The organism is Nocardia sp. NPDC050630 (genome assembly GCF_044457245.1).
GTDB lineage: Bacteria > Actinomycetota > Actinomycetes > Mycobacteriales > Mycobacteriaceae > Nocardia.
On record NZ_JBITGN010000009.1, the window covers coordinates 25511 to 45622 of the forward strand.

Annotated in this window: 19 protein-coding genes; 10 read left to right on the top strand and 9 right to left on the bottom strand. The window is 65.2% G+C overall.

Annotated elements, in window-relative coordinates; translation table 11 throughout:
• Window positions 1–59: 59 nt before the first annotated feature.
• Window positions 60–1283, bottom strand: coding sequence for a TetR/AcrR family transcriptional regulator (locus tag ACIBG0_RS22855; protein WP_397034985.1), 1224 nt, complete (start codon window positions 1281–1283; stop codon window positions 60–62).
• Between the two features lie 552 nt (window positions 1284–1835).
• On the opposite strand from ACIBG0_RS22855, the gene ACIBG0_RS22860 reads away from it, so the two are divergent.
• Together ACIBG0_RS22860 and infA are read left to right on the top strand one after the other, a co-directional pair.
• A complete protein-coding gene (locus ACIBG0_RS22860) occupies window positions 1836–2552 on the top strand; it encodes a GNAT family N-acetyltransferase (RefSeq protein ID WP_397034986.1) in 717 nt (238 codons plus the stop codon).
• Window positions 2549–2782, top strand: coding sequence for a translation initiation factor IF-1 (gene infA, locus ACIBG0_RS22865; protein ID WP_397034987.1), 234 nt, complete (start codon window positions 2549–2551; stop codon window positions 2780–2782). Before ACIBG0_RS22860 ends, infA begins: the two co-directional genes overlap by 4 nt.
• 168 nt (window positions 2783–2950) lie before the next feature.
• On the opposite strand, the gene ACIBG0_RS22870 is transcribed toward infA, so the two are convergent.
• Window positions 2951–3853 (bottom strand): aromatic prenyltransferase, encoded by a 903-nt coding sequence (locus ACIBG0_RS22870; RefSeq protein WP_397034988.1) that lies wholly within the window; start codon window positions 3851–3853, stop codon window positions 2951–2953.
• A 477-nt stretch (window positions 3854–4330) separates the two neighbouring features.
• On the opposite strand from ACIBG0_RS22870, the gene ACIBG0_RS22875 reads away from it, so the two are divergent.
• From ACIBG0_RS22875 to ACIBG0_RS22885, 3 genes are all read left to right on the top strand, one after another.
• Window positions 4331–4678, top strand: coding sequence for a glycine zipper domain-containing protein (locus ACIBG0_RS22875; RefSeq protein ID WP_397034989.1), 348 nt, complete (start codon window positions 4331–4333; stop codon window positions 4676–4678).
• 620 nt (window positions 4679–5298) lie between these two features.
• Window positions 5299–5529, top strand: coding sequence for a DUF6400 family protein (locus tag ACIBG0_RS22880; protein ID WP_397035210.1), 231 nt, complete (start codon window positions 5299–5301; stop codon window positions 5527–5529).
• A gap of 184 nt (window positions 5530–5713) precedes the next feature.
• Window positions 5714–6628: a D-alanyl-D-alanine carboxypeptidase family protein gene (locus tag ACIBG0_RS22885; protein ID WP_397034990.1), complete on the top strand. Its 915-nt coding sequence runs from the start codon at window positions 5714–5716 to the stop codon at window positions 6626–6628.
• Window positions 6629–6768: 140 nt separating this feature from the next.
• Here the strand turns inward: ACIBG0_RS22885 and ACIBG0_RS22890 are convergent, their stop codons facing one another.
• Window positions 6769–7602 carry a GTP-binding protein gene (locus tag ACIBG0_RS22890; RefSeq protein WP_397034991.1) on the bottom strand — a complete coding sequence of 278 codons (834 nt, stop codon included), beginning with the start codon at window positions 7600–7602 and terminating at the stop codon, window positions 6769–6771.
• 97 nt (window positions 7603–7699) lie between these two features.
• On the opposite strand from ACIBG0_RS22890, the gene ACIBG0_RS22895 reads away from it, so the two are divergent.
• Window positions 7700–8122 (top strand): Zn-ribbon domain-containing OB-fold protein, encoded by a 423-nt coding sequence (locus tag ACIBG0_RS22895; RefSeq protein ID WP_397035211.1) that lies wholly within the window; start codon window positions 7700–7702, stop codon window positions 8120–8122.
• Window positions 8115–9317, top strand: a complete 1203-nt coding sequence (locus tag ACIBG0_RS22900; RefSeq protein ID WP_397034992.1) for a lipid-transfer protein — start codon at window positions 8115–8117, stop codon at window positions 9315–9317. The genes ACIBG0_RS22895 and ACIBG0_RS22900 overlap by 8 nt, the downstream gene beginning before the upstream one ends.
• Window positions 9318–9321: 4 nt before the next feature.
• Here the strand turns inward: ACIBG0_RS22900 and ACIBG0_RS22905 are convergent, their stop codons facing one another.
• The 3 genes from ACIBG0_RS22905 to ACIBG0_RS22915 form a co-directional block, all read right to left on the bottom strand.
• Entirely contained in the window at window positions 9322–11103 is a 1782-nt protein-coding gene (locus tag ACIBG0_RS22905; protein WP_397034993.1) for an ABC transporter ATP-binding protein, read from the bottom strand.
• Between the two features lie 111 nt (window positions 11104–11214).
• Window positions 11215–12141, bottom strand: a complete 927-nt coding sequence (locus ACIBG0_RS22910) for an LppP/LprE family lipoprotein (RefSeq protein WP_397034994.1) — start codon at window positions 12139–12141, stop codon at window positions 11215–11217.
• 290 nt (window positions 12142–12431) lie between these two features.
• Window positions 12432–13106 (bottom strand): hemerythrin domain-containing protein, encoded by a 675-nt coding sequence (locus tag ACIBG0_RS22915; RefSeq protein WP_397034995.1) that lies wholly within the window; start codon window positions 13104–13106, stop codon window positions 12432–12434.
• A 56-nt stretch (window positions 13107–13162) separates the two neighbouring features.
• Between ACIBG0_RS22915 and ACIBG0_RS22920 the strand changes: the two genes are divergently transcribed.
• The 3 genes from ACIBG0_RS22920 (at window position 13163) to ACIBG0_RS22930 (ending at window position 18085) form a co-directional block, all read left to right on the top strand.
• A complete protein-coding gene (locus tag ACIBG0_RS22920) occupies window positions 13163–16447 on the top strand; it encodes a BTAD domain-containing putative transcriptional regulator (RefSeq protein ID WP_397034996.1) in 3285 nt (1094 codons plus the stop codon).
• A 56-nt stretch (window positions 16448–16503) separates the two neighbouring features.
• Window positions 16504–16962: a nitroreductase/quinone reductase family protein gene (locus ACIBG0_RS22925; RefSeq protein ID WP_397034997.1), complete on the top strand. Its 459-nt coding sequence runs from the start codon at window positions 16504–16506 to the stop codon at window positions 16960–16962.
• Window positions 16963–17239: 277 nt separating this feature from the next.
• Entirely contained in the window at window positions 17240–18085 is an 846-nt protein-coding gene (locus ACIBG0_RS22930; RefSeq protein WP_397034998.1) for a 3-hydroxybutyryl-CoA dehydrogenase, read from the top strand.
• 95 nt (window positions 18086–18180) lie between these two features.
• Here the strand turns inward: ACIBG0_RS22930 and ACIBG0_RS22935 are convergent, their stop codons facing one another.
• From ACIBG0_RS22935 to ACIBG0_RS22945, 3 genes are all read right to left on the bottom strand, one after another.
• Window positions 18181–18702 carry an OsmC family protein gene (locus ACIBG0_RS22935; protein WP_397034999.1) on the bottom strand — a complete coding sequence of 174 codons (522 nt, stop codon included), beginning with the start codon at window positions 18700–18702 and terminating at the stop codon, window positions 18181–18183.
• Window positions 18703–19300: 598 nt separating this feature from the next.
• A complete protein-coding gene (locus ACIBG0_RS22940) occupies window positions 19301–19552 on the bottom strand; it encodes a hypothetical protein (RefSeq protein ID WP_397035000.1) in 252 nt (83 codons plus the stop codon).
• A gap of 106 nt (window positions 19553–19658) precedes the next feature.
• Window positions 19659–20081 (bottom strand): Hsp20/alpha crystallin family protein, encoded by a 423-nt coding sequence (locus ACIBG0_RS22945; RefSeq protein WP_397035001.1) that lies wholly within the window; start codon window positions 20079–20081, stop codon window positions 19659–19661.
• Window positions 20082–20112: the final 31 nt, after the last annotated feature.

Genomic DNA, 20112 nt, shown 5'->3' on the forward strand with positions numbered 1-20112 from the left:
CGGAATCGGTGGCAGCAAGTTAATGGTCAATAAATTTGTCGCGAACAGCGTGAGCTTGGTCAGGAGCGCGCGGCGTCGGAGAACGCGATCGCGGCGCCCACCGCTTCCAACGCCTCGACGATGTCGCCTCGGCGGCTCAGTCGCGGGTTGCGGGCCGCGTCGATGACCACGGTGGTAACCGCCTGGATGCACACCCGCGCGATCGGCAACGACAGCTCGGGGCGCACAGTCTGCAGCATGCGAGCCCAACGGATGATGCCGTCACGGTGTGCTTGCCGGTAGCGTGCGGCCAGGTCCTGCGGCAGATGCGCGACCTCGCTGAGCGTCGTCCCCATCAGATCGGGCTGCTCGACAGCGAAGCGCGCGAAGTAGGACAGCAACAGCAACAGCGACTGGTGTGGATCGTTGCCCTCGGTCGCCGCTCGCGACGTGTAGAGGCGGATCCATTGATCGTTGCGATCGATGATCTGGTTGAGTAGTTCCGACTTGCCGGCGAAATGGTGGTAAAGCGCAGGTCCGCTCACCCCCACAGCCGCGCCGATATCCTCGATGCTCACTGCGGCGTACCCGCGTGTGTTGAACAACCGCGCGGCCGCGACGATCAACCGCTCCGGTCGCACGCCGCGATCGAATTCGACGTCACCGCTCACCCACGCTGCCCGCGCCGCCCGCCTCTGCGCGGCCACCCCGGTCGGTAGCCGAACGTCGATCGTTGCGGCCACAGCCTTGTCGAGCACCTCGGCGAACAGCGACTCCGGCAGCTCGACCCGGTGATAGGAAGGACTGACCGCGACCGACAGAACACACCAGCTCAGCAATTCCACATCGACCGCCGCGAGGTCGGGTCGGCGCGCGCGGATCGCGATGCGCACGTAGCGAGTCAGACGCACCGCGCGCGCGAGCACCCCCATGCGATCCGTCGGCCGCAAATTGCGGAACTCGAGCTGCCACAATCGCGGCAGGCCGCGCAATTCGAGCGCCACCCGCACCAGTTCGGTCAGCACCGCTTCCCCCGAGGGGTCGCCGCGGTGGGCACTGTCGAGCCGCGCCACGGTGACATCCAGACCATTGAGCAAACAGTGTCCGAGCAGTTGTTGCTTACTGCGGAAATGCCGATACAGCGCGGTGGAAGTGATGCCGACCGCCGCGGCGATGTCGGACATGGAGGTGCCGTGATAGCCGTGCCGCGCGAAGGCCTCGCTGGCGGCGCGCACGATCGTCGCGCGACGATCGCGCGGTCGGCGGCGAACAGCGGATCGCACGGGCTGGCTGGTGTCCATCATCGACCAGTCTCCCAGGCAGCTCCGGATCCGCGACGGCCAGCAGGCCGGGCAGGGCGGTGGGACCACTGAACATCTGCACAAATCGCTACGCGGGGCACCTGGAACTGCTGCCGGAATTCACCCATTCGGCCATCCCGATGCCTCGAGCGCTATATCGCTCGCCAGGTCTACAACGCCATCATGACCGACCGCGACCATCCGCAGCTAGGCAACGCTCAGCAATCGGTGCTCAACACTCGATAGGCGGCAGAAGTGCACTTGCGGCCCGCGCAGTTGGTCCGCCGGAAAATGGTTGGTCGGGAAGATGTTCGGACTGATAGCCTCGGCGAGACCGTGACATCACGCGAGGAGGTGAGACCCATGCAGGCTGTATCGATGTGGGAGCTCCCTCTCGTCATCACGGTTGGGCGAACGATGTAGGCGTCGCCGGGAGCGCCTGGGAGACAAGGCAATCCCGAAAGGCGACAACCAATGAATTCTAAGCATTTCCCTTCGGGTGGGGGCGAACCCACCGTAGTTATCACACAAGTCACGCAGACTCAGTGGCATGCGATGGAAGACGACCGAGTCGTCGGCCGTGGCGACGCGTCGTTGCGCCCTGACGGGCGAATCTTCCTCAGCATCGACTCCTGGCACGACGCGGTCTTCGACCAACTCGCCCACGCGATGTTGACCGACCTTGCGACCCCGCTGTACACGGTCGTCGATGAGACCGACGTGGGCCTGATATCGAGCTGGGAGCGAGTCGGTTTCACGCCTCGGCGCCGTGAGTGGGAATATCTCGTACGCACCGATCCCCGGGGCACCGGACTCGACGCGACGCCCCCGCCACCGGGTACCACGATCGTGGCCGGCGGTGACGCTGAGCAGGGCCCGCTGCGCGCATTGGACCAGGCGATACGCCTCGAGGTCGAGGCAACCGTCGGATGGCAGCAGATGCCGGCGGAGGTCTTGCCCTGCCCGAGCGGGAACACCCCGCTGGATCTGTCGAAGTATGTGGTGGCAGCACAGCCCGATCGATACGTGGGACTGGTCCGGGTGATGGTGCGCCGTCACTGGGCAAGGATCGGGCTGATCGCGGTCCGGGCCGATCAGCATCGCCGCGGTATCGCGCGGGCGCTGCTTGCCCACACGCTCGGCGCATTGCACCACCGCGGAATCGACACGGCATCAACCGAAGTCAACGAATCCAACACAGCGGCCACGGCACTGTTCGAGGGCATCGGAGCGCGACGCGCAAGCAGCAACCTGGAGTTGGTGCTGCGATGACAGATGCGACGAAGAACAGACAGGGCATCGAAATAGAGGGCACCGTCATCGAATGCCTTCGCAACGCCACCTTCACGGTCGAGCTTGCGAACGGGCACAAGGTGCTCGCCCACATCAGCGGGAAAATACGGAAGAACTACATCAAGATCATGCTGCATGATCGGGTACTGGTGGAGCTGAGCCCCTACGACCTCACCCGCGGCCGGATCCTGTTCCGGTACCGGACGTAGCCAGCCCGGGACACCACCGAGTCGGCCGAGTTCCGACGACGACGGTATCGGAGGCCCGATTGCATCCGGCCTCCGATACCGCGTCGGCCGCCGACACGGACGGGCACACCTCATTAGATCAAGTTGCGATCCCTCGACGAGACCATGAGGATCCGACTATTGACAGTTCTATGAATCGGACGTCTTCATCTTGTCCAAGATTCTGGGTTGCCATTGGTAGAACCAACTGAATTTGTAGGACTCTCCATCGGGCGATGAGGTGGCGGCATAGGTGAATCGACGGTCGGTCCTGAACGGAACTTTGTCGACGAGTTGCTCGAAGGCCGGGTCGATCCGGGCCGGGAGCGTGGTCGGGTCCGGTGTTATCACAGGAAAACAGAGACGCTCGATCCGAGGAGATTCCCAGCTGAAGGTGGCGTATATATCGAAAGCTTTCTCGGTGATCGACAGGAATTGATCACTCGGGTCCGGAAATCCGGCTTCCCGGTGCAGCGACACGATGGCCCGGGGTTCGAAGCGGTCGGCCGGCAGTCCGGGGAAGTACACGTTCATCGTCTTGTCGTAGTAGTCGATGCCGAGCAAGCCGACTTTGTCCTCCAAACCGTGACGTGCGAACATGCGGACGTGGTCGGCGAGACCGGGTGGCATGGACGAGAGTGCGGCAAGCTCCGAAACCTTTTGCACGCCATCGGCAGGAAAGAACGGCCAGATCTTTTTGAAGCCGCCCACCACACCGATGTCGATCCCGTAGCTGTCGATGGGGCACTGTTTCCGGACCTCGTCCAGCAGAGCGCCAACCGGATGATCGGTTTCGGGAATCAGTTTGTTGGAAAGGGCGATGTTGTAAGGGTCGATTTCTCTCGGCAGCGTCAGAAAACGGTAGTCGAGGTCGCCCGAGCGGCGGGCATCGGTAACCACCCTGAAAGAGATCACGGACTGCGTGAGCATCGTGCCGTATGCGGTGAGGGTGGGCCAGACGGTGTCTCGCGCGCAGGGAACGTGCACTAGCCGCGCGGATTTCTCAATGGCCGCATACAGATCGTCCAGCTCGGATTCGGTGGTGGGGAACATGCGTCCTTCCAGGGATGAATGCTACGAACAACATCGCGGTCTCGCCGATCCCAGTCGGCCAGACCGCAAGTCATGGCAGACAAAGTCGAATGCGGCACGCAGACAGCACTTTACGCTGTGACGCCGCCGTTGGCTTGAATCGACTGACTTCAGCATGGGAGTCATGCTGTACCGAAACACCTTGACTGCCACGCTTATTGAGGGTAAGTGAGCGATCAGGGCTTCCGCCACAGACCGGCGCTATTCGCGCGAGCGCACCGGGGTCCTGATCCGATGGTCCCGGCTGCCCGTTCAGATCCCAGTGATCATTTTGTGATGCCGATAGTGTGCGAATTCGTATGTAGCGCAGTATCGTCGGGCGCGGTGCGCAGTAGTGGCCGCTCGATTGCTGTCTATTCATCAGAGCAGCAAGAGGCAGTCTCCCCGTGATGAAGTATCGAACTCGGTTGTTCCGAGGTCCGAAAGGTTAGGAAAACAATGTTCCGTTCTGCCCTGATCAAGACGAGTCGCGTCCTTGCGGTGAGTGCCCTGCCGTTAGCCGCGGCCGTCGTATTCGCGGGCGCGTCTTCCGCCTCCGCGGATCAGACTGCTGCTGCGACGGCTCCGGTTGTCGCCCAGCCGATCGCGGGCCTCCCGCTCGAGGATGTCACCACCAACCCCGACGCGCAGTACCCCGATCCAGTGCTGAACGGCGCGGCCGCGGGCGCTGCGATCGGCTCCGCCACCGGGTCCTTCATCAATCCCGTGCCCACCCTTATCGGCGCCCTGATCGGCGGGATCGTCGGGTCGATCAACCCGGGCGTCATCCCCCAGGTGCTGCCCTGATCCCCTAGGACACAACGCTTTTCGTCGAGTCCGAGCAGCATGAACTGCTCGGGCTCGACTCGTTCACCGGCCATGCACGCACCTTGTGGATAGACAACCACCACGGTTCTGCGCTCACCTCGTGCAGGGCAGCCGCCAACGCGGGTCGCAATCTCCCTCCTCGAGCTCACGAGCATGCGCGACTGTGAAAACGATGTGGTCGACCTGTTCATCGATACCGGCAATTCAGGCACTCGGCCGCGCCTGCTCGAGGAAACCTCGACGCCCGACCGTGTCCACGTCCACTCGAATCGCCTTGCCGCCTCGGCTATCTCGACCACGCCGCGACGATCGACCCACATCCCCGTCACGCGCGGATACGGGCTGCACGGACAGGGCCCGTGCTGCTCCGCGCGTGCCATATCGGTTGGCGTGGCTATATAGCGTCGCCCGCTCGATTTCAGCGGTAGGCCTGTCGTGGCGATTATGTGGCCGCAATTACTCCCTGATCCAGTCCGCGCATGGCCATCGAATGTGACGGAGTCCGACCTGGAATGTGATGCAGGTCATTGCTCGAGAAGGGGTGGTTGGGCATTGTCGTCGAATTCGTTTTTTTGAAAAGAACCGGTTGGAGACGCCCAATGGCCGACCACAATTTTGCATACGACCTCACGCTGGACGAGGCACGGCGGCGCAGCGCCGTCGTCGCGGCGCTCGGTGACGACTGGGATCCGATGGCGGTCCTCGCCGAGGAAGAACTGGCCTACGACATGCTGTACTCGAATCTCGACGATGAACAGCAGCGGATTTACCAGGAACTCGTTCAAGCCGGGATCCTGCCGGATCGCACGACGCGTCTAATTGCTGATTGATCTCACCGCCGACGGGTGCGTCTGCGCTCAGCGGCAGATCTTGTCTGCGACATCGGCGGGCACGGCGATCTCGATGCAGCCCACGGCACTCCAAATTAGCTGACTGCATGCTACTAGCGCAGCCGCGCGCAATTCGGTCAGCGAAATCCCACTGATTGGCGCTGCCGCACCGCACAATGTGGCCATGCACACATTTGCCCGATTGTTGCAGACTGCCGTCGCTGGGGCGCTGGTCGTGGTCGCCGGTCAGGGCTTCGCGGCCGCCCCCGCCGCGAGCGAGACCCATATTCAGTTGCCCTGGCTGACTCCTGAGCCGGACGCAGTGCAGGCGTCGGGAGCAGCGCTGGCAGACGGAATCACCGGCACACTGCTGTGGTCGCGACAGCCGAACACCCCGGTCCCGATAGCCAGCATCGCAAAGGTGATGACGGCACTGGTCGTGATCAACGCCGGCGATCTCGACCGGACCATTACCGTGCCGCAGGAAATCATCGCCTACGACACCAAGTACGACGGAAGCAACGCAGGCCTGGTCCCCGGCGAGGTGCTCACCGCGCGACAGCTTCTCTACGCGATGATGCTGCCGTCCGGCTGCGATGCGGCCTATACACTTGCCGAGGCCTACGGGCCCGGCCAAGATGGCTTCATCGCCAAAATGAACGACACCGCGCGTCAAATGGGCCTGGCGGGAACCTATTTCACCGACCCCAGCGGGTTGCCCAATCCCACCGACCACTCCACCTACTCCACACCAGCGGACCTGGTGGCCCTCGGCCTGCGCGCGATGAGCCTGCCGTTGTTCCGCGACATCGCCAGCTCGCAGAGCTATCACCTGCCCGCCGGCCCGGACAACCGAGCTCACCTCTGGCGGACCACTAACAGACTCCTGCACGACTATCCCGGCACTATCGGCATTAAAACCGGATCCACCGACGCTGCGGGAACCTGCCTGCTGTTCGAGACGGTCAGGGCAGGAATTCCGCTGATCGGTGTGGTTCTGCACAGCTCACCCGACAGCGCCGCCGCCGCGAACGACGACGCCGAGCGCATGTTGAACTGGGCCTACGACCCGATCCTGAGCGCACTGCGGATCGGTTAGCACCGAATGCCGCAGGCTGCCCGCGGATTCGTCGTGTGCGGCTGATGCCTGTTCTCAGCAGCCTGTCGCGCGTTTCCCAACGGCCAGCGGCGGCGCACCGGGAAGTTCGATGGTCGGTGCCCAGTTCATGGCAGCGTCGGTCAATGGTCGAGGGCGTGTTCCGGTTGACAGACATGCATGGGAGACGGCAGATACCGGACGATGGCGTCCAGGAGCGGGGCGATGTCCGCACTCCATGGCGCCGCATCGCACAGGACGGGCACGGTGTCGCCGATGCGCGTGCGGCGGCGGATGCGCTCATGCAAATGTTCGGGTGGGATCTCTCGCAGGCCGAGCGAATCTGCCGCGTCCTTTTCCATCACCGTGGCCACGAGGTTGCGGTACCACTGCTCGGCGACTTTCCAATGGCGGCCGTAGAATTCGGCGGCCATCGGTTCGAGCGCCCACATCGGGACCAGATCGATGACGCCTTCGAACTCGGTACCGATGCCGAGAGGAATCTGCAGCGTCAACGGCTCCGCCCCGCGCGTCTCGGCGATCGTGCGTACGCAGCGGTCGAAGTCGGCGGCGGGATCACCGAGTCCGGTCACCAGAGACAGCCGTGCGACCTGGTGATCGTCGGCAACCCGCAGTATCGTCTCGAGTCGCGGAGCGTTCTTCACGGCAGCGTTCACGACCGCGATCACCCCGTCGGCTACCCGAATGGATCGCTCCAGGTCCGCGATGGGCGCATGGCTCGACAGCTCGGCGATATGGACAGTGTGATCGACGCGGCCGGTCACCCAATGGACCGCGCCGGACCCGGTCCTGGCGAAACGTCGGAGCAGGCGGTGGACGACTCGTGTCGTCTCGCGGGGATCCCCGATGATCGTGACGTTGCGGATCGACTGCGGGTCAATGGCTTTGGTGCCCATCGGCGTTGTGGTACTCCAGGTCGACTCGAGGGTCTGGTCGCGTCCTCGATCCGCACTCACCGTACCTCCGCGCGCACATCGCCGGAGCGGAGTTCAGCCCCAAAATAGAACATGTTCCTATAACGTCGGGGTTGTGCAGAAAGAACAACGCCCTGCGGTGGCAGATTGGTTCACTGCGGACGACGGCGCGGTACGTCTCGTGGGAAGCCGCTGCGATATCTGCGGGACACCATATTTCCCGCGGAACACGCTGGCCTGTCGCAACCCGCGGTGTGCAAGTCCGAAGGACGGCTCCGAACTGGTCGAGTACCTGTTCTCCACGCGTGGCCAGATCTGGTCATACGCGGATGCCCGGTACAAGCCGCCCCCGCCCTATGTCTCGCCCGATCCGTTCGAGCCGTATGTCGTCGCGGCGGTGGAGCTCGAGGTCGAGCGGATGGTGATTCTCGGGCAGGTCCAGCGCGGCTTCACGGTGGACGACCTCGCCGTCGGCATGCCGGTCGAATTGACCCTCGGCGTGCTGTACGAGGACGAGGAAGCGGAGCACACGGTGTGGATGTGGAGGCCGGCCGATGCCTGACACGAATGATCGCGACATTGCCGTCCTCGGTGCCGGCATGCACCAGTGGGGCAAATGGGGGCGCAATTTCGTCGAATACGGGCTGGTCGCGGCGCGCGCGGCGCTGGCCGATGCCGGGGTGGACCATCTAGACGTCGGCTACATCGCCGGTGCGGACACGATCCGCAACGGATACCCCGGTTTCGTCTCCGGTGCGACATTCGCCCAGGCATTGGGCTGGTCGGGTGCGCGGATTTCGAGCAGCTACGCCGCCTGTGCCTCCGGTGCGCAGGCCATCGCCAATGCGCGTGCCCAGATCCTGGCCGGGTTGACCGATGTAGCGCTGGTGATCGGCGCGGATGCCGCCCCGAAGGGCTTCTTCCAGCCGGTCGGCGGTGAACGCCGCGACGATCCGGACTGGTTGCGGTTCCACCTGCTGGGTGCCACCAATCCCATCTATTTCGCGCTCTATGCCCGCCGCCGGATGGCGCTGCACGGTGCCACGCTCGACGATTTCGCCGCGGTCAAGGTGAAGAACGCCAAGCACGGCCTGAACAACCCGTACGCCCGCTACCGCAAGGAGGTTTCGGCCGAGGAGGTCGCGGCCTCAGCGATCGTCTCGGACCCGCTGCGGCTGCTCGACATCTGCGCGACCAGTGACGGGGGCGCGGCACTGGTGCTGACGTCGATGGAGTACGCCCGCCGCCACGGCGTCACCGACCCGGTCCGCATCCGGGCGCTGTCCACGGTCACGCCGACGTTCCCGAAAACTGTCCTCGACCTGCCGGATTTCGCGACGGACTCCACCGTGGCCGTCGAGGCACCGCCGCACACGTTCCGTTCCGCCATCGCGCACGCCGCGTACGAGGAGGCCGGGCTCGGGCCCTCCGACCTGTCCTTCGCGGAGGTCTACGATCTCTCGACCGCCCTCGAGTTGGACTGGTACGAGGACATCGGGCTCTGCGACACCGGCGGCGCCGAGGAACTATTGCGCAGCGGTGCAACAACTTTGGGTGGACGCGTGCCGGTGAACCCCAGCGGTGGGCTGGCCTGCTTCGGTGAGGCGATCCCCGCGCAGGCGATCGCTCAAATCTGCGAACTCACATGGCAATTGCGCGGCCGAGCCGACGGCCGCCAAGTGGAGAACGCCCGTGCGGGCATCGCGGTGAATCAGGGCCTCTTCGGTCACGGCTCGGCAATCATCGCCACCCGCTGAACAATCAATGGGCGACCACGTCCTCGCCGAGGAATCCACCCGACTGGTGCCGCCACAGCTGCGCGTATGTTCCTTGCGCGCAGAGCAACTGCTCGTGTGTCCCCTCCTCGACGACTCGCCCGTGGTCGAGCACCACCAGCCGGTCCATCCCGGCCACAGTGCTCAGCCGGTGCGCGACGACCAGCGCCGTACGCTCTTCCATCAACTCCCAGAGCGCTTGCTGCACAAGCAATTCGCTTTCCGAGTCGAGGGCGCTGGTGGCCTCGTCCAGGAGCAGGATGGGCGCGTTGCGCAGGATGGCCCTGGCCAGTGCGACGCGCTGGCGCTGACCCCCGGACAGTTTCACGCCGCGCTCGCCGATGAGTGTTTCCATGCCCTGTGGCAACGCGTCCGCGAACTCGGTGACGTGCGCGGCCTTGGCGGCCCGCAGGATCTCCTGGTCCGTGGCGTCGGGGCGCGCGAACCGGATGTTTTCGCTCAGAGTCCGGTGAAACATGGCCGGATCCTGTGGCACGTAGGCGATCAGACTGCGCAGATCCGCCTGCCGTAGCCGGGCGATGTCCTGCCCGCCGATCCGTATCGTTCCGGATTGGATGTCCATCAACCGCAGCAGCAGTTGAGTGATAGTGGTCTTGCCACCTCCGGATCGCCCGACCAGGCCTACCTTGGCGCCGCTGGGCACGTACAGATCCAATCCGTGGAACAGCTGCCGCGCACCCGCGTGCGTGAAGTCCACTCGCTCGAACCGCACGTCGAAGCTCTTGGGCCGCAATGGTTGTGGATGTTCGATATCGAGCACCTTCGGTTCGTCGAGCAACAGTTCGGTGAACTGCGCTGCCTCGGTGAGTACGGTCTCCAACCGCCGGTAGATCTGGTTGAACCGGAACATGATCCCGGTGGCGTTGAAGTAGTAGGTGAATGCCACCACAATGGCCTCCACCCCCGCATTCCCGCCGCTCAGTCCCAGCGCGATCAGCAGGCCGATCACATTGGTGAGCACCAAAAGCGGCGCCACCAGCGTATCTATCCGCAGGTTCGCATAATCCCAGGAACGCAACGACTTTCGCCGCGACGAGGCGACCCGCCGCCGATGTTCGGCCGCCTCCTGCGGTTCCGCAGCGAAGGCGCGCACCACCTGCATATTGGCCAGGCTGTCGGCCACATGCCCGGAAACCTGCGCAATGGCGGCCTCCCGGTCGTCGACCAGTTTTTGGCGGCGCTGGATCAAGGGCATGATGACCAGCGCGGTAACCACGATCATCCCGATCAGCACAACGACCAGCATGGGGTTGTAGCGCCACAACACAACCGAGGCGAACAGCAGTGGCACCAGTGCCGCCAGGATCTCGAAGGCGAGGGTGTCCACGAACTGTTCGAACCGTGTCGCGAAACTGAGCGAGCGCTTCGTCAACGAACCGGCGAAGTTGTTGTGGAAGAACGCGGCGTCCTTGGCGAGCAGCTCGTCCATGGCAAGCACATACAGATGCTCGATACCGTAAGCGTCGACTCGGTTCAAGCAGTGAATCCCGATGCGCCACAGCAGTTCCGCGAGCAGCAGGGTGCCACCGAAGGCGAAAACATAGGAAGCCAGAGCCCCGAAACTCGTATCCCCGGTCACCACGACCCGACCGACCATCATGGCGACGATCAGCGGTGCGACGTACAGGTTGCAGACGTTGCCAAGCGCCGGCGCCAACAGCGCCGGAATCGTTATAGCCTTGCGAGAGCCCATTTCCCGGGCATAAAAACGCAGCACCAGTTTGACCGCCGTCGCGCGTGAACTCATGCTCCCCCCTCGTCTCGAATTGACCGAGCGACGAGCAATGATCCCGCGTCAAGCGGGTTACGGCCAGCGAATATTCGCGAGAATGGTCGGCGGGCCGCAGCTCACCGGCACTCAGCGGCAGATCTTGTCGGCGACATCGGCAGGCACGCCGATCTCTGTGCAGTGCAGCGCACTGCCGAGGTCCACGGGCTTCCAGCCTCCATCGGCCGCAACATAGTGGAACAAGACTTGGGTTCGATTGACCGTGTTGTTGTGGGTTCCCGTATGGGCCATCGCCCACTCACCCGCACAGTCGATTCGATCCTCGAGTTCGATCGGCTTCACCAACCGCGACTCGATATCAGTGCCTCGCAACGCTTCGAGCAAAACGGCCTCGGTAACCGGGCAGACTGGCGGCGAGCCCGCTGAACTCGGATCGGTCACCTCCGTCGGGAAGTCACGATCCGGGGTCACCGTGCGATCGTCGGCGCCCAAGGTGAGAGTGACAATGACCGGCCCACCCGAGGGACAGCAACTGGCGTCTTTACCCGTCAGCCAACGGTACTGGACCCGGACACTGCGGTCGGACGAGCCGACCACCTGTGTATACGCAGTCGAGTTCTTTGTCGCGGTGCCCAGGTAACCTGCCTGGTTGAACAGCATCACGTGCCACGGTGAGCTAGCGGTGCCGCGCGGAGTCCCAGCGAGCACCCAAAGCAGGGCGGGACAAGCGCCGACGGACGCGTCGGTGCCGCTGTCCGCGTAGAACCCATCACCGCCGACACCGCTACCGAGCGTGCCGAGCGCGGCTGTGACCACCGCCGACCTCAGATCGACGCATCTGCCGTTTCCGGCAGTCGCAGGAGCATTGTCACCAGCAGGCTGCGTGCCATCTGGTGACTGCTGAGTGACAGGAGGCTGAGCCGACCCCGGTACGGCGACAGTCGCGGAGTTCGACACCGACGGCCCCCCGGATGTCTGCGGCGTCACACCGTCCTGACATGCCGTCGCCAGGGTCACCGACGCGACCGCCACCAGGATGGCGATGATGCTCTTCATTGAGAGTCCTTTCCCCTCTGTACTACAGAGCACTTCGCGTCTTGAATGAAAATCGTTGCGCCCCTTCTTTCATGGGCACGCCGGATGCGTCCTCGTACCGGCCGTCGGCATCACCGAGACAATCCCGAGGGCGGGCGATCGCGAGTCGAGCGCGAAGCGCTTGCTCTGGGGAGCGGACAGGCCGTGGTCGTCCCTGCACTGGGCGGTGGCCCTGTCGGGGGTGGGAGCCTCCTCAGGTCGCGGGACGCAGATGTGGTGATCGCGACCGCCCTGCCAGTCTGCGCGAAGATCTATTCGGGATCTGTCCCATAGATCGAGCGGTGCTCCTTGGCGAAGGCGCGGCGACCGAGCAGGCGCCAAGCGAGTCTGGCGGCGAACGGCATGTCGGCGAGGAACTTTCGTCGTTCGGCATGCGGTACCCCTTGCAGGATGAAGCCGAGAAAGACCAACTGCCGGTCCTTGGGCACGGCGGCGCGTCCCCGTTCGCCGAGCGCCGCCCATTCGCGAGCGGTCATGACGCGTCCGGCGAGCGGCAGGATGAGTGCCTCTTCCTCGGCCATATGCTCGTCCAGCGCGGCGGCGAGTGACGACAGCGTGGCCATGAGATGCCCGCGCGCCTCAGGATGTGCCGATGCGGCGAATTCCTCGGCATGCCGGTCCGCGCGGGCGATCAGTTCGGCGATCCGCTCATGCTGTTCCTCCATCCGCAGAATCAGTGCGCCATCGGTCTTCGCCCGGCCGAGCAGCAGTGGCCACATCAGCTCGTCCTCGGCGGCGTGGTGGTGATGCAGGCCGGTATCGAGCTCGGTGAGGAACTCGACGATGCGGCGCGCGCGGGCGATATCGCCGTCGGCGACACCGCCGACGAGGCCGGGCAGCGCGTTGAAATGGCGGCGGAAGGCGCGGTGGACGAGCACCATGTCAGCGGTATCGGGGCGTTCGGTGGTCTGGGTCGCGGTGTTCATGGTTCGCACTGTGTGTCGATCCGCTTGTAGCGCACTTGCAATAGACTTGGCCGGTCATGTTGCGGATTCACGTGCTCGGCTCGCTGGCCGCGCAGATCGAGCACGGCGGCGTCGATCTCGGCGGACCACGCCAGCGCGGTGTGCTCGCCCTTCTGGTGGTGGCCCGCGGCGCGGTCGTGCCGGTCGACCGGCTGATCGACGATCTCTGGCGCGGTGAGCCGCCCCCGCGCGCACTCGGCGCGTTGCAGGCCTACATTTCGCACTTGCGTAAGCTCCTCGAGCCGGATCGGCTGCCCCGCTCGCGGGCCACCGTGCTGGTGAGTCAGGCGCCGGGATACGCGTTGCGGCTCGCCACCGAGGCGGTGGACGCCTGGCAGTTCGAGGCCGAACTACGCGGCGCGCCAACGGATCCGGCAGAACGACGACGCAGCCTCGAACAGGCACTCAGCCGCTGGCACGGCCCGGCATTCGCCGAGTTCAGCGACGAATCGTGGGCCCAGCCCGAAGCAAACCGGCTCGAGGAACTACGTCTGGCCGCGCGCGAGCGACTGGCCGCGACACTGGTCGAACTCGGTGAACCGACCGCCGCTGCCGCGGAAGCGGATGCGCTGACGAGTACGCATCCGCTACGCGAGGAGGCGTGGCGTATTTCGGCGCTGGCACGGTTCCATGCGGGGCGACAAGCGGACGCGCTCGCCGCGCTGCGTGCCGCCCGCGCCGTACTCGCGGACCAACTCGGCATCGACCCCGGCCCTGCCCTGGTTCAACTCGAGGCCGATTTGTTGGCGCAACGCATCCCCGTCGATCTGCCCGCACCGGCTTCGTTTCCGCCGCCGACACCAGAACCCCCTGCGGTGCATTCCGAATTCGTCGGCCGGACAAGGGAACTGGATGAACTGCGGCGGGCGGCACGTGCGCGCGGCGCACCTCGTGTCGCGGCCGTTATCGGGGAAGCCGGCAGCGGCAAATCCCTCCTGCTGCAGCGGCTTCGGGCCGAGCTGGCGGCCAGCGGCTGGCGCGTGGTCACGGGCCGCTGTCCCGAGGAGGACGGCGCACCACCGGCCTGGGCCTGGGTGGAGGCGCTGCGCGAGCTCGCCGGCACGATCGATCCCGGCCGGTACGCCGAGTCGCTGGAGCCGTTGCTCACCGACCGGCAGCGCGAGTTCGGCGCCGATGCCTCCGTCGGGCGATTCCTACTGCATCGTGCCGTCGGAACGTACCTGGACGAGGCGGCACGGCAGCAACCGCTCGCGGTATTCCTCGACGACCTGCACCGCGGCGACTCCGAGACGGTCACCCTGCTCGGCAGCGTAGCGAAATCAGCCGCGATCCTGATCGTGATCGCCTACCGTCCCGACGAGATCGGGATGCCTCTGGAAGACGCGCTGGCCTCGCTCGCCACCGTGACAACAGCGCGGATACGCCTGCGCGGCCTGGATTTCGACGATGCGGCGGTTCTCATCCGGTCGGTAGCGGGACATGATCCCGATCGGACAACGCTCGAGGCACTGGCCGAACGCACCGACGGGAATCCCTTCTACCTCATCGAAAGTGCTCGTCTACTCGCCAGTGAGGGCGCGCTCGTGGCGACTTCGGAGGTACCGGAAGGCGTTCGTGACGTGCTGCGCCGACGCTTCGCACGGCTACCCGAGCTCAGCGTGTCGGTCCTGCGCCTCGCCGCGGTGATCGGGCGCGAATTCGACATCGAGGTGCTGATCGGCGCGGCCGAAATCGACGAGGACGAGGTCCTCGATGCCGTGGAGGCGGGTGTGCTCGCCGGGCTGCTCGACGAACCGGGTCCCGACCACGCGCGCTTCGCGCACGCGCTCGTCCGCGACACCTTGCTCGGTGACCTGTCGCGCATCCGGCGACGCCGCTGGCATCTGCGCATCGCCGAGTCGATCGAGCGCGCCCGGCCGGACGACCTCTCGGCGCTCGCGCACCATTTCGGGGAGGCGCTCACCGCGGCGACGGCACGGCGGGCCGCCGACTACGCTCGCGCGGCGGGTGAACAGGCCGAACGCCGATTCGCCCACGATGTCGCGGCCGAAAGTTATGGTCGCGCCGTCATCGCGCTCGAACGGATCACCGGCGCGGATACGACGGCCGAGCGGGTCGCCGCGCTTTCACGGATGAGCAGGAGCCACCTCGCCGCCGGTGACGGCCCGCAAGCTCGCGATGCACGCGATCGCGCGGTGTCGGCGGCCGACACGCCTGAATTGCTCGTCGGGGCGCTCACCGCATGGGACACGCCGACTCCCTGGCTGAACCGCGCATACGGGTCCGTCGACCAGCGGGCGGTTGCCCGCATCGACGAGGCGCTGCTGACACCCGGGCTAACACCGCAGGCACGCTGCCGACTACTCGTCGCGCTCGTCCGCGAGATCGGCGGAGAGCGGCACGAACGAGCACGCGACGCGGCAGAGGAAGCCGAAGCGCTGGCACGTGGACTCAACGATCCTGGACTACTCGGGCTGGCCTTGCAGGCGCGGACTTCTGTGTACGACACATCAATTCCGCTCGCCGAGCGTGAACGGCTCGCCACCGAGTTGATCCGCCTCGGCGAGGACAATGATCTTCCCGCCTTCACCCTGATCGGACGTAACGCCGCCTTCCAAATTGCCGCGGCCCGCGGCGACGTAGACCGCGCGAATACCGAACTCACGGCCGCGACGCTGCTGGCCGACCGCTATCAATGGCGCCAGGCCCAAGCCGCGAACGCCATGGGCCGTGCGATGATCGCCCACCTGAAGGGGAATCTCGAAGCGGCGGAACAGCATTATCAGCAGGCCCACGAATTGTTCAGGCGCCACAAAGTCTTCGATTCGGACGGCAACCTGCTGATCGCTCTCTTCACCATCCGTCTCACGCAAGGCCGGATCGGCGAATTCGCACCGCTGTTGACCGATATGTTCACCCGACTAGGAACTTCGGGCAACGACCTCATCGTCGACCCGATCGCGTTGGTGCTGCTGGCGACCGGGGACCGGCGCGGCGCACAAGCGGCAACACAGGCTCGCCGCCCCCTACGTACCGACTTCTTCCGCTCGCTCTTTCTCACGGTGCGCGGCATAGCCGTCGCGAGTCTCGAACAACGCGCCGAAGCAGCGCAGGTGTACCAGCAGCTGCGCACCTACACCGGTCAGATCGCCGGCGCGGATACCGGCGCACACGCCGCGGGACCGGTCGACACCGTGCTCGGCGACCTCGCGGCGCTGCTCGGGAAAGCCGATCGAGCGGCCGAGCACTACGCTGACGCCGAACGCCTCGCCCGCCGCTGCGGATGCCGAGAGTGGATTACCGCCGTGCACAACCGCATCGGTTTACAAGCCGACTACTAGTCACGCCCGGAAGCTGGGTAGCAGATCACGCATCAGCCAGCAGAAGGAGCACCGCCATGCCCACCGATCGACAGCTCAAGACCCTGACCACCATCCACCGCACGGTGATGAAGCTCAGCGGCGGCATCCTCGGCACAACCTTCAAAGGCATGCCGACGATCACCCTGACCACGATCGGCCGCAAATCCGGCCGACCACACACCGTCGTCCTCACCGCACCGATCATCGACGGCGACACGATCATCATCGTCGCCTCCCGCGGCGGTGATCCCACCAACCCGGCCTGGCTGCACAACCTGCGCGCGAACCCCGCAGTCCAGGTTTCACGCGAGCACGGCCCGAACCGGCCGATGACCGCTCGCATCCTGTCACCGGCCGAGCGGGACAAACTCTGGCCCGACGTCATCGCAGCACATCCCGGCTACGCCGACTATCAGGAAATGACGACCCGAACAATTCCTCTGGTCGCCCTGACACCACTCACCGATGAGATCGACGCCCGACCGATCCGATAGCCGTCGCCCGCCCACCGGCACGCACGGGCCCGCAACCGGTTATCGACCGTCATAGCCGCACCGGCGGGGCAATTCCCGCAGCTCAGCTGGCTCTGCCCGGTTCAGCCCCGCCCGGTGGCCAGCGTCGATGTCGGCCACTGCGCCCCCGATTCGGTCCTCATGGTTCCGGCCTACCCGTATGTGGGTCACGACCTCACAGTGCCCGCCCAACTGACGGTGGGTGTGCCCGGTCTAGAAGGATGTGTGCGAGTAGCCCGAGTGCAAGGAGAAATCGAAAGTGGAACGCATCGGCGTGATCGGCGGCGGCACCATGGGTGCCGGTATCGCTGAGGTAGCCGCCCGCGCGGGCGGGTCGGTACTGGTTCTCGAACGCGACACCGAGGCGGCTGATGCCGCCATCGGGCGTATCGAGAAGTCCCTGGCCCGCGCGGTGAAGTCCGGCCGCCTCGAACAGGGCGCCGCCGACGCGGCCCGCGCCCACATCACCCTCACCACGTCGATCGACGATTTCGCCGACCGCGAGTTGGTCATCGAGGCCGCGCCGGAGATCGAATCGCTCAAGGCCGACTTCTTCACCAAGCTGGATGCCATCGTCTCTCCCGAGACCATCCTTGCCACCAATACCTCGTCGATCCCGGTGATCCGGCTGGCCAATGCCACCGCCAACCCGGGCCGGGTGGTCGGTGTGCATTTCTTCAACCCGGTCCCGGTACTGCCGCTGGTCGAGATTGTCGTGACTCTCAAGACCGAGCGTGCGGTCGTCGACAAGGTGACCGCCTACGCCCGCGAGGTGCTGGATAAGCGCACCATCGAATCCAAGGATCAGGCCGGCTTCATCGTCAACGCCCTGCTGATCCCCTACCTGTGCTGCGCGATCCGCATGTTCGAGACCGGTTTCGCCAGCGCCGAGGACATCGACGAGGGGATGGTCAGCGGCTGTGCCCATCCGATGGGTCCGCTGCGCCTGACCGACACGGTCGGCCTGGATGTCACGCTCGCCGTCGCCGAGTCCCTCTACGCCGAGTTCGGCGAACCCCAGTACGCACCGCCCGTACTGCTGCGCCGCATGGTCGACGCGGGATACCTGGGCCGCAAGACCGGCCGCGGTTTCTACACCTACTGATCCGTCATGAAGTCGACCGCCCGCGCGACGAGTGCGGGCGGACGACGCACCGGTGAGCGGCGGATCGCGGCACTGTCGTTCCCTGAGGCCCGGGGCTAGGCGAGAACAACCTCGAGCGGCACCGTGTTGCGTACGGTGTGCCCCACCGGCGAGCTGCCCACCACCTTGGCGTGCAACTGCGCGAGCTGCTCCGGGGAGGCGTCGGAGTCGATCCGCACAGTCGCGGTTACCGATTCGAAGCCAGCATGTCCCTCCGCGAGCCCCAGGAAAACCCGCAGGTCGAGGTCGCCTTTCAGGTCTACCTGCAGGCTGTCGACGCGGATACCGGCGATTGTGGCGTTCGCCGCGTATCCGACCGCAAGGCAGTTGCCGAGCGCAGCGAGCAGCTGCTCCACCGGATTCGGTGCACTATCGCCGCCCCCGAGGGTGGTCGGCTCATCCGACGGCGTTGGCGAGAAGTTGCGCACCCGCGCCTCCGAGCCGAACGCACCCTTCCAGGTCACGTGGGCCGCCCATGTGGTCTGCGCCTTGGCCGGATCGACCTGGATCGCTTTCACCAAGCCACCGACGGCGTCGAGGTCGACCTCATTGAGAAGAGTATTGGTATCGGCGGTCACGAATGCTCCCTGGAAGTGCCGGAATTCCCCTGCGGCGCATAATTTTGCGCGCCAGATCCAGATCCGGACACGATTTCACGCAGCGAGAATCTATCGGTTCTACAAGGTTGTTCGCAGGCCGAAAATGCCTGTTCAGCGAAACCTGGGCTGCGGGTTTGCGGCGTCTCTGACGGTGACGACGTCCTCGCTGGTGTGGCACGAGTCGAGGCTGGCCGAGGCCCGCTGCGCGAACGCCGTCGAGAGGCTACGGCGCGAACGCGACCACGCTGAGAATAACGACGAACTCGGTCGCGGCTGCTCCCGCAGCGGACTGCAGCAACGGTCATCACGCGACAAACCGCTCGGTGCCGGTCTGGCCGATGTCGGCCGGGCGCGTCCCGAGCCGCGGGAGGCATTTTGGAGCTCGGCGTCCTGATCGCGGTGGGGTCAGGCGGCGGGGCGGGATGAGGGCACCAAGGCGCCGTCCATGACCTCGGTCCACCATTCTTGCAGCGGGCTGGGGTCGGGCCACTGCACGGTATCCGCGTCGTGACCATTGGGCGGGGTGGATATTGAGGTGCTAGTGGGTGTTTCGGTGTTCACGGGTGATCGTCTTTCACTACGGGCCGGTAGAGGCTCTAAGGGCACGGTGATCAGAAGTGAGGCAGTCGTAGTCGTTGTCGGTGTCGAGCGGAGTGATCCAGGCTTGGTCGATCCGGTCGGACATCGCGGCAGAATCGAACGCGGCGCGTATGCGTTCGGCGAGCGGGTGCAGCGTGGCGGTGTCCAGGCCGATGTCGGTGTCGCTGTCACGGACGGGAATGTTCTGTTCGGCAAGGTCGAGGTCGCTGCCTGCGGGGAGTGTGGGCATCGCGGTTTCCTTCCTCGAACGTGGTCATCAGCTGGTCGTATGGAAGGGCCGGGTGGGCCCGGAAGAATGTGTGCCGACCGGGCCCTTCGGCGTTGCGTCGCACGGGTCAGGCGTTGATCACCTGCCGTTCGCGGTCACCATGGGCAACCTCGATCTTGCGTGGTTTGGCCTTCTCCGCGACCGGGATCGTCAACCGCAGCACCCCGTCGTGGTAGTCGGCGCGGATCTGGTCGGTGTCGAGGTTCTCGCCCAGAAACAGCTGGCGGCTGAACACACCGCGGGTGCGTTCCGCGGCGATCATCGACCGCCTCTGATCGAGTTCCGGGCGCGACGCACGCACCGTGACCACGTTGCGTTCGACATCCAAGTCCAGTGAATCCGGGTCGATACCGGGCAAATCGAACTCCACGAAGAACTCGTCACCCTCGCGCCAGGCGTCCATCGGCATTACCGCCGGACGGGCCGGTGTGCCGAACACCTGCTGGGTCAAACGATCCAGATCGCGGAAGGGATCGGTGCGCATCAGCATGGTCGCCACCTCCAGTTCACTCCATTCTCGA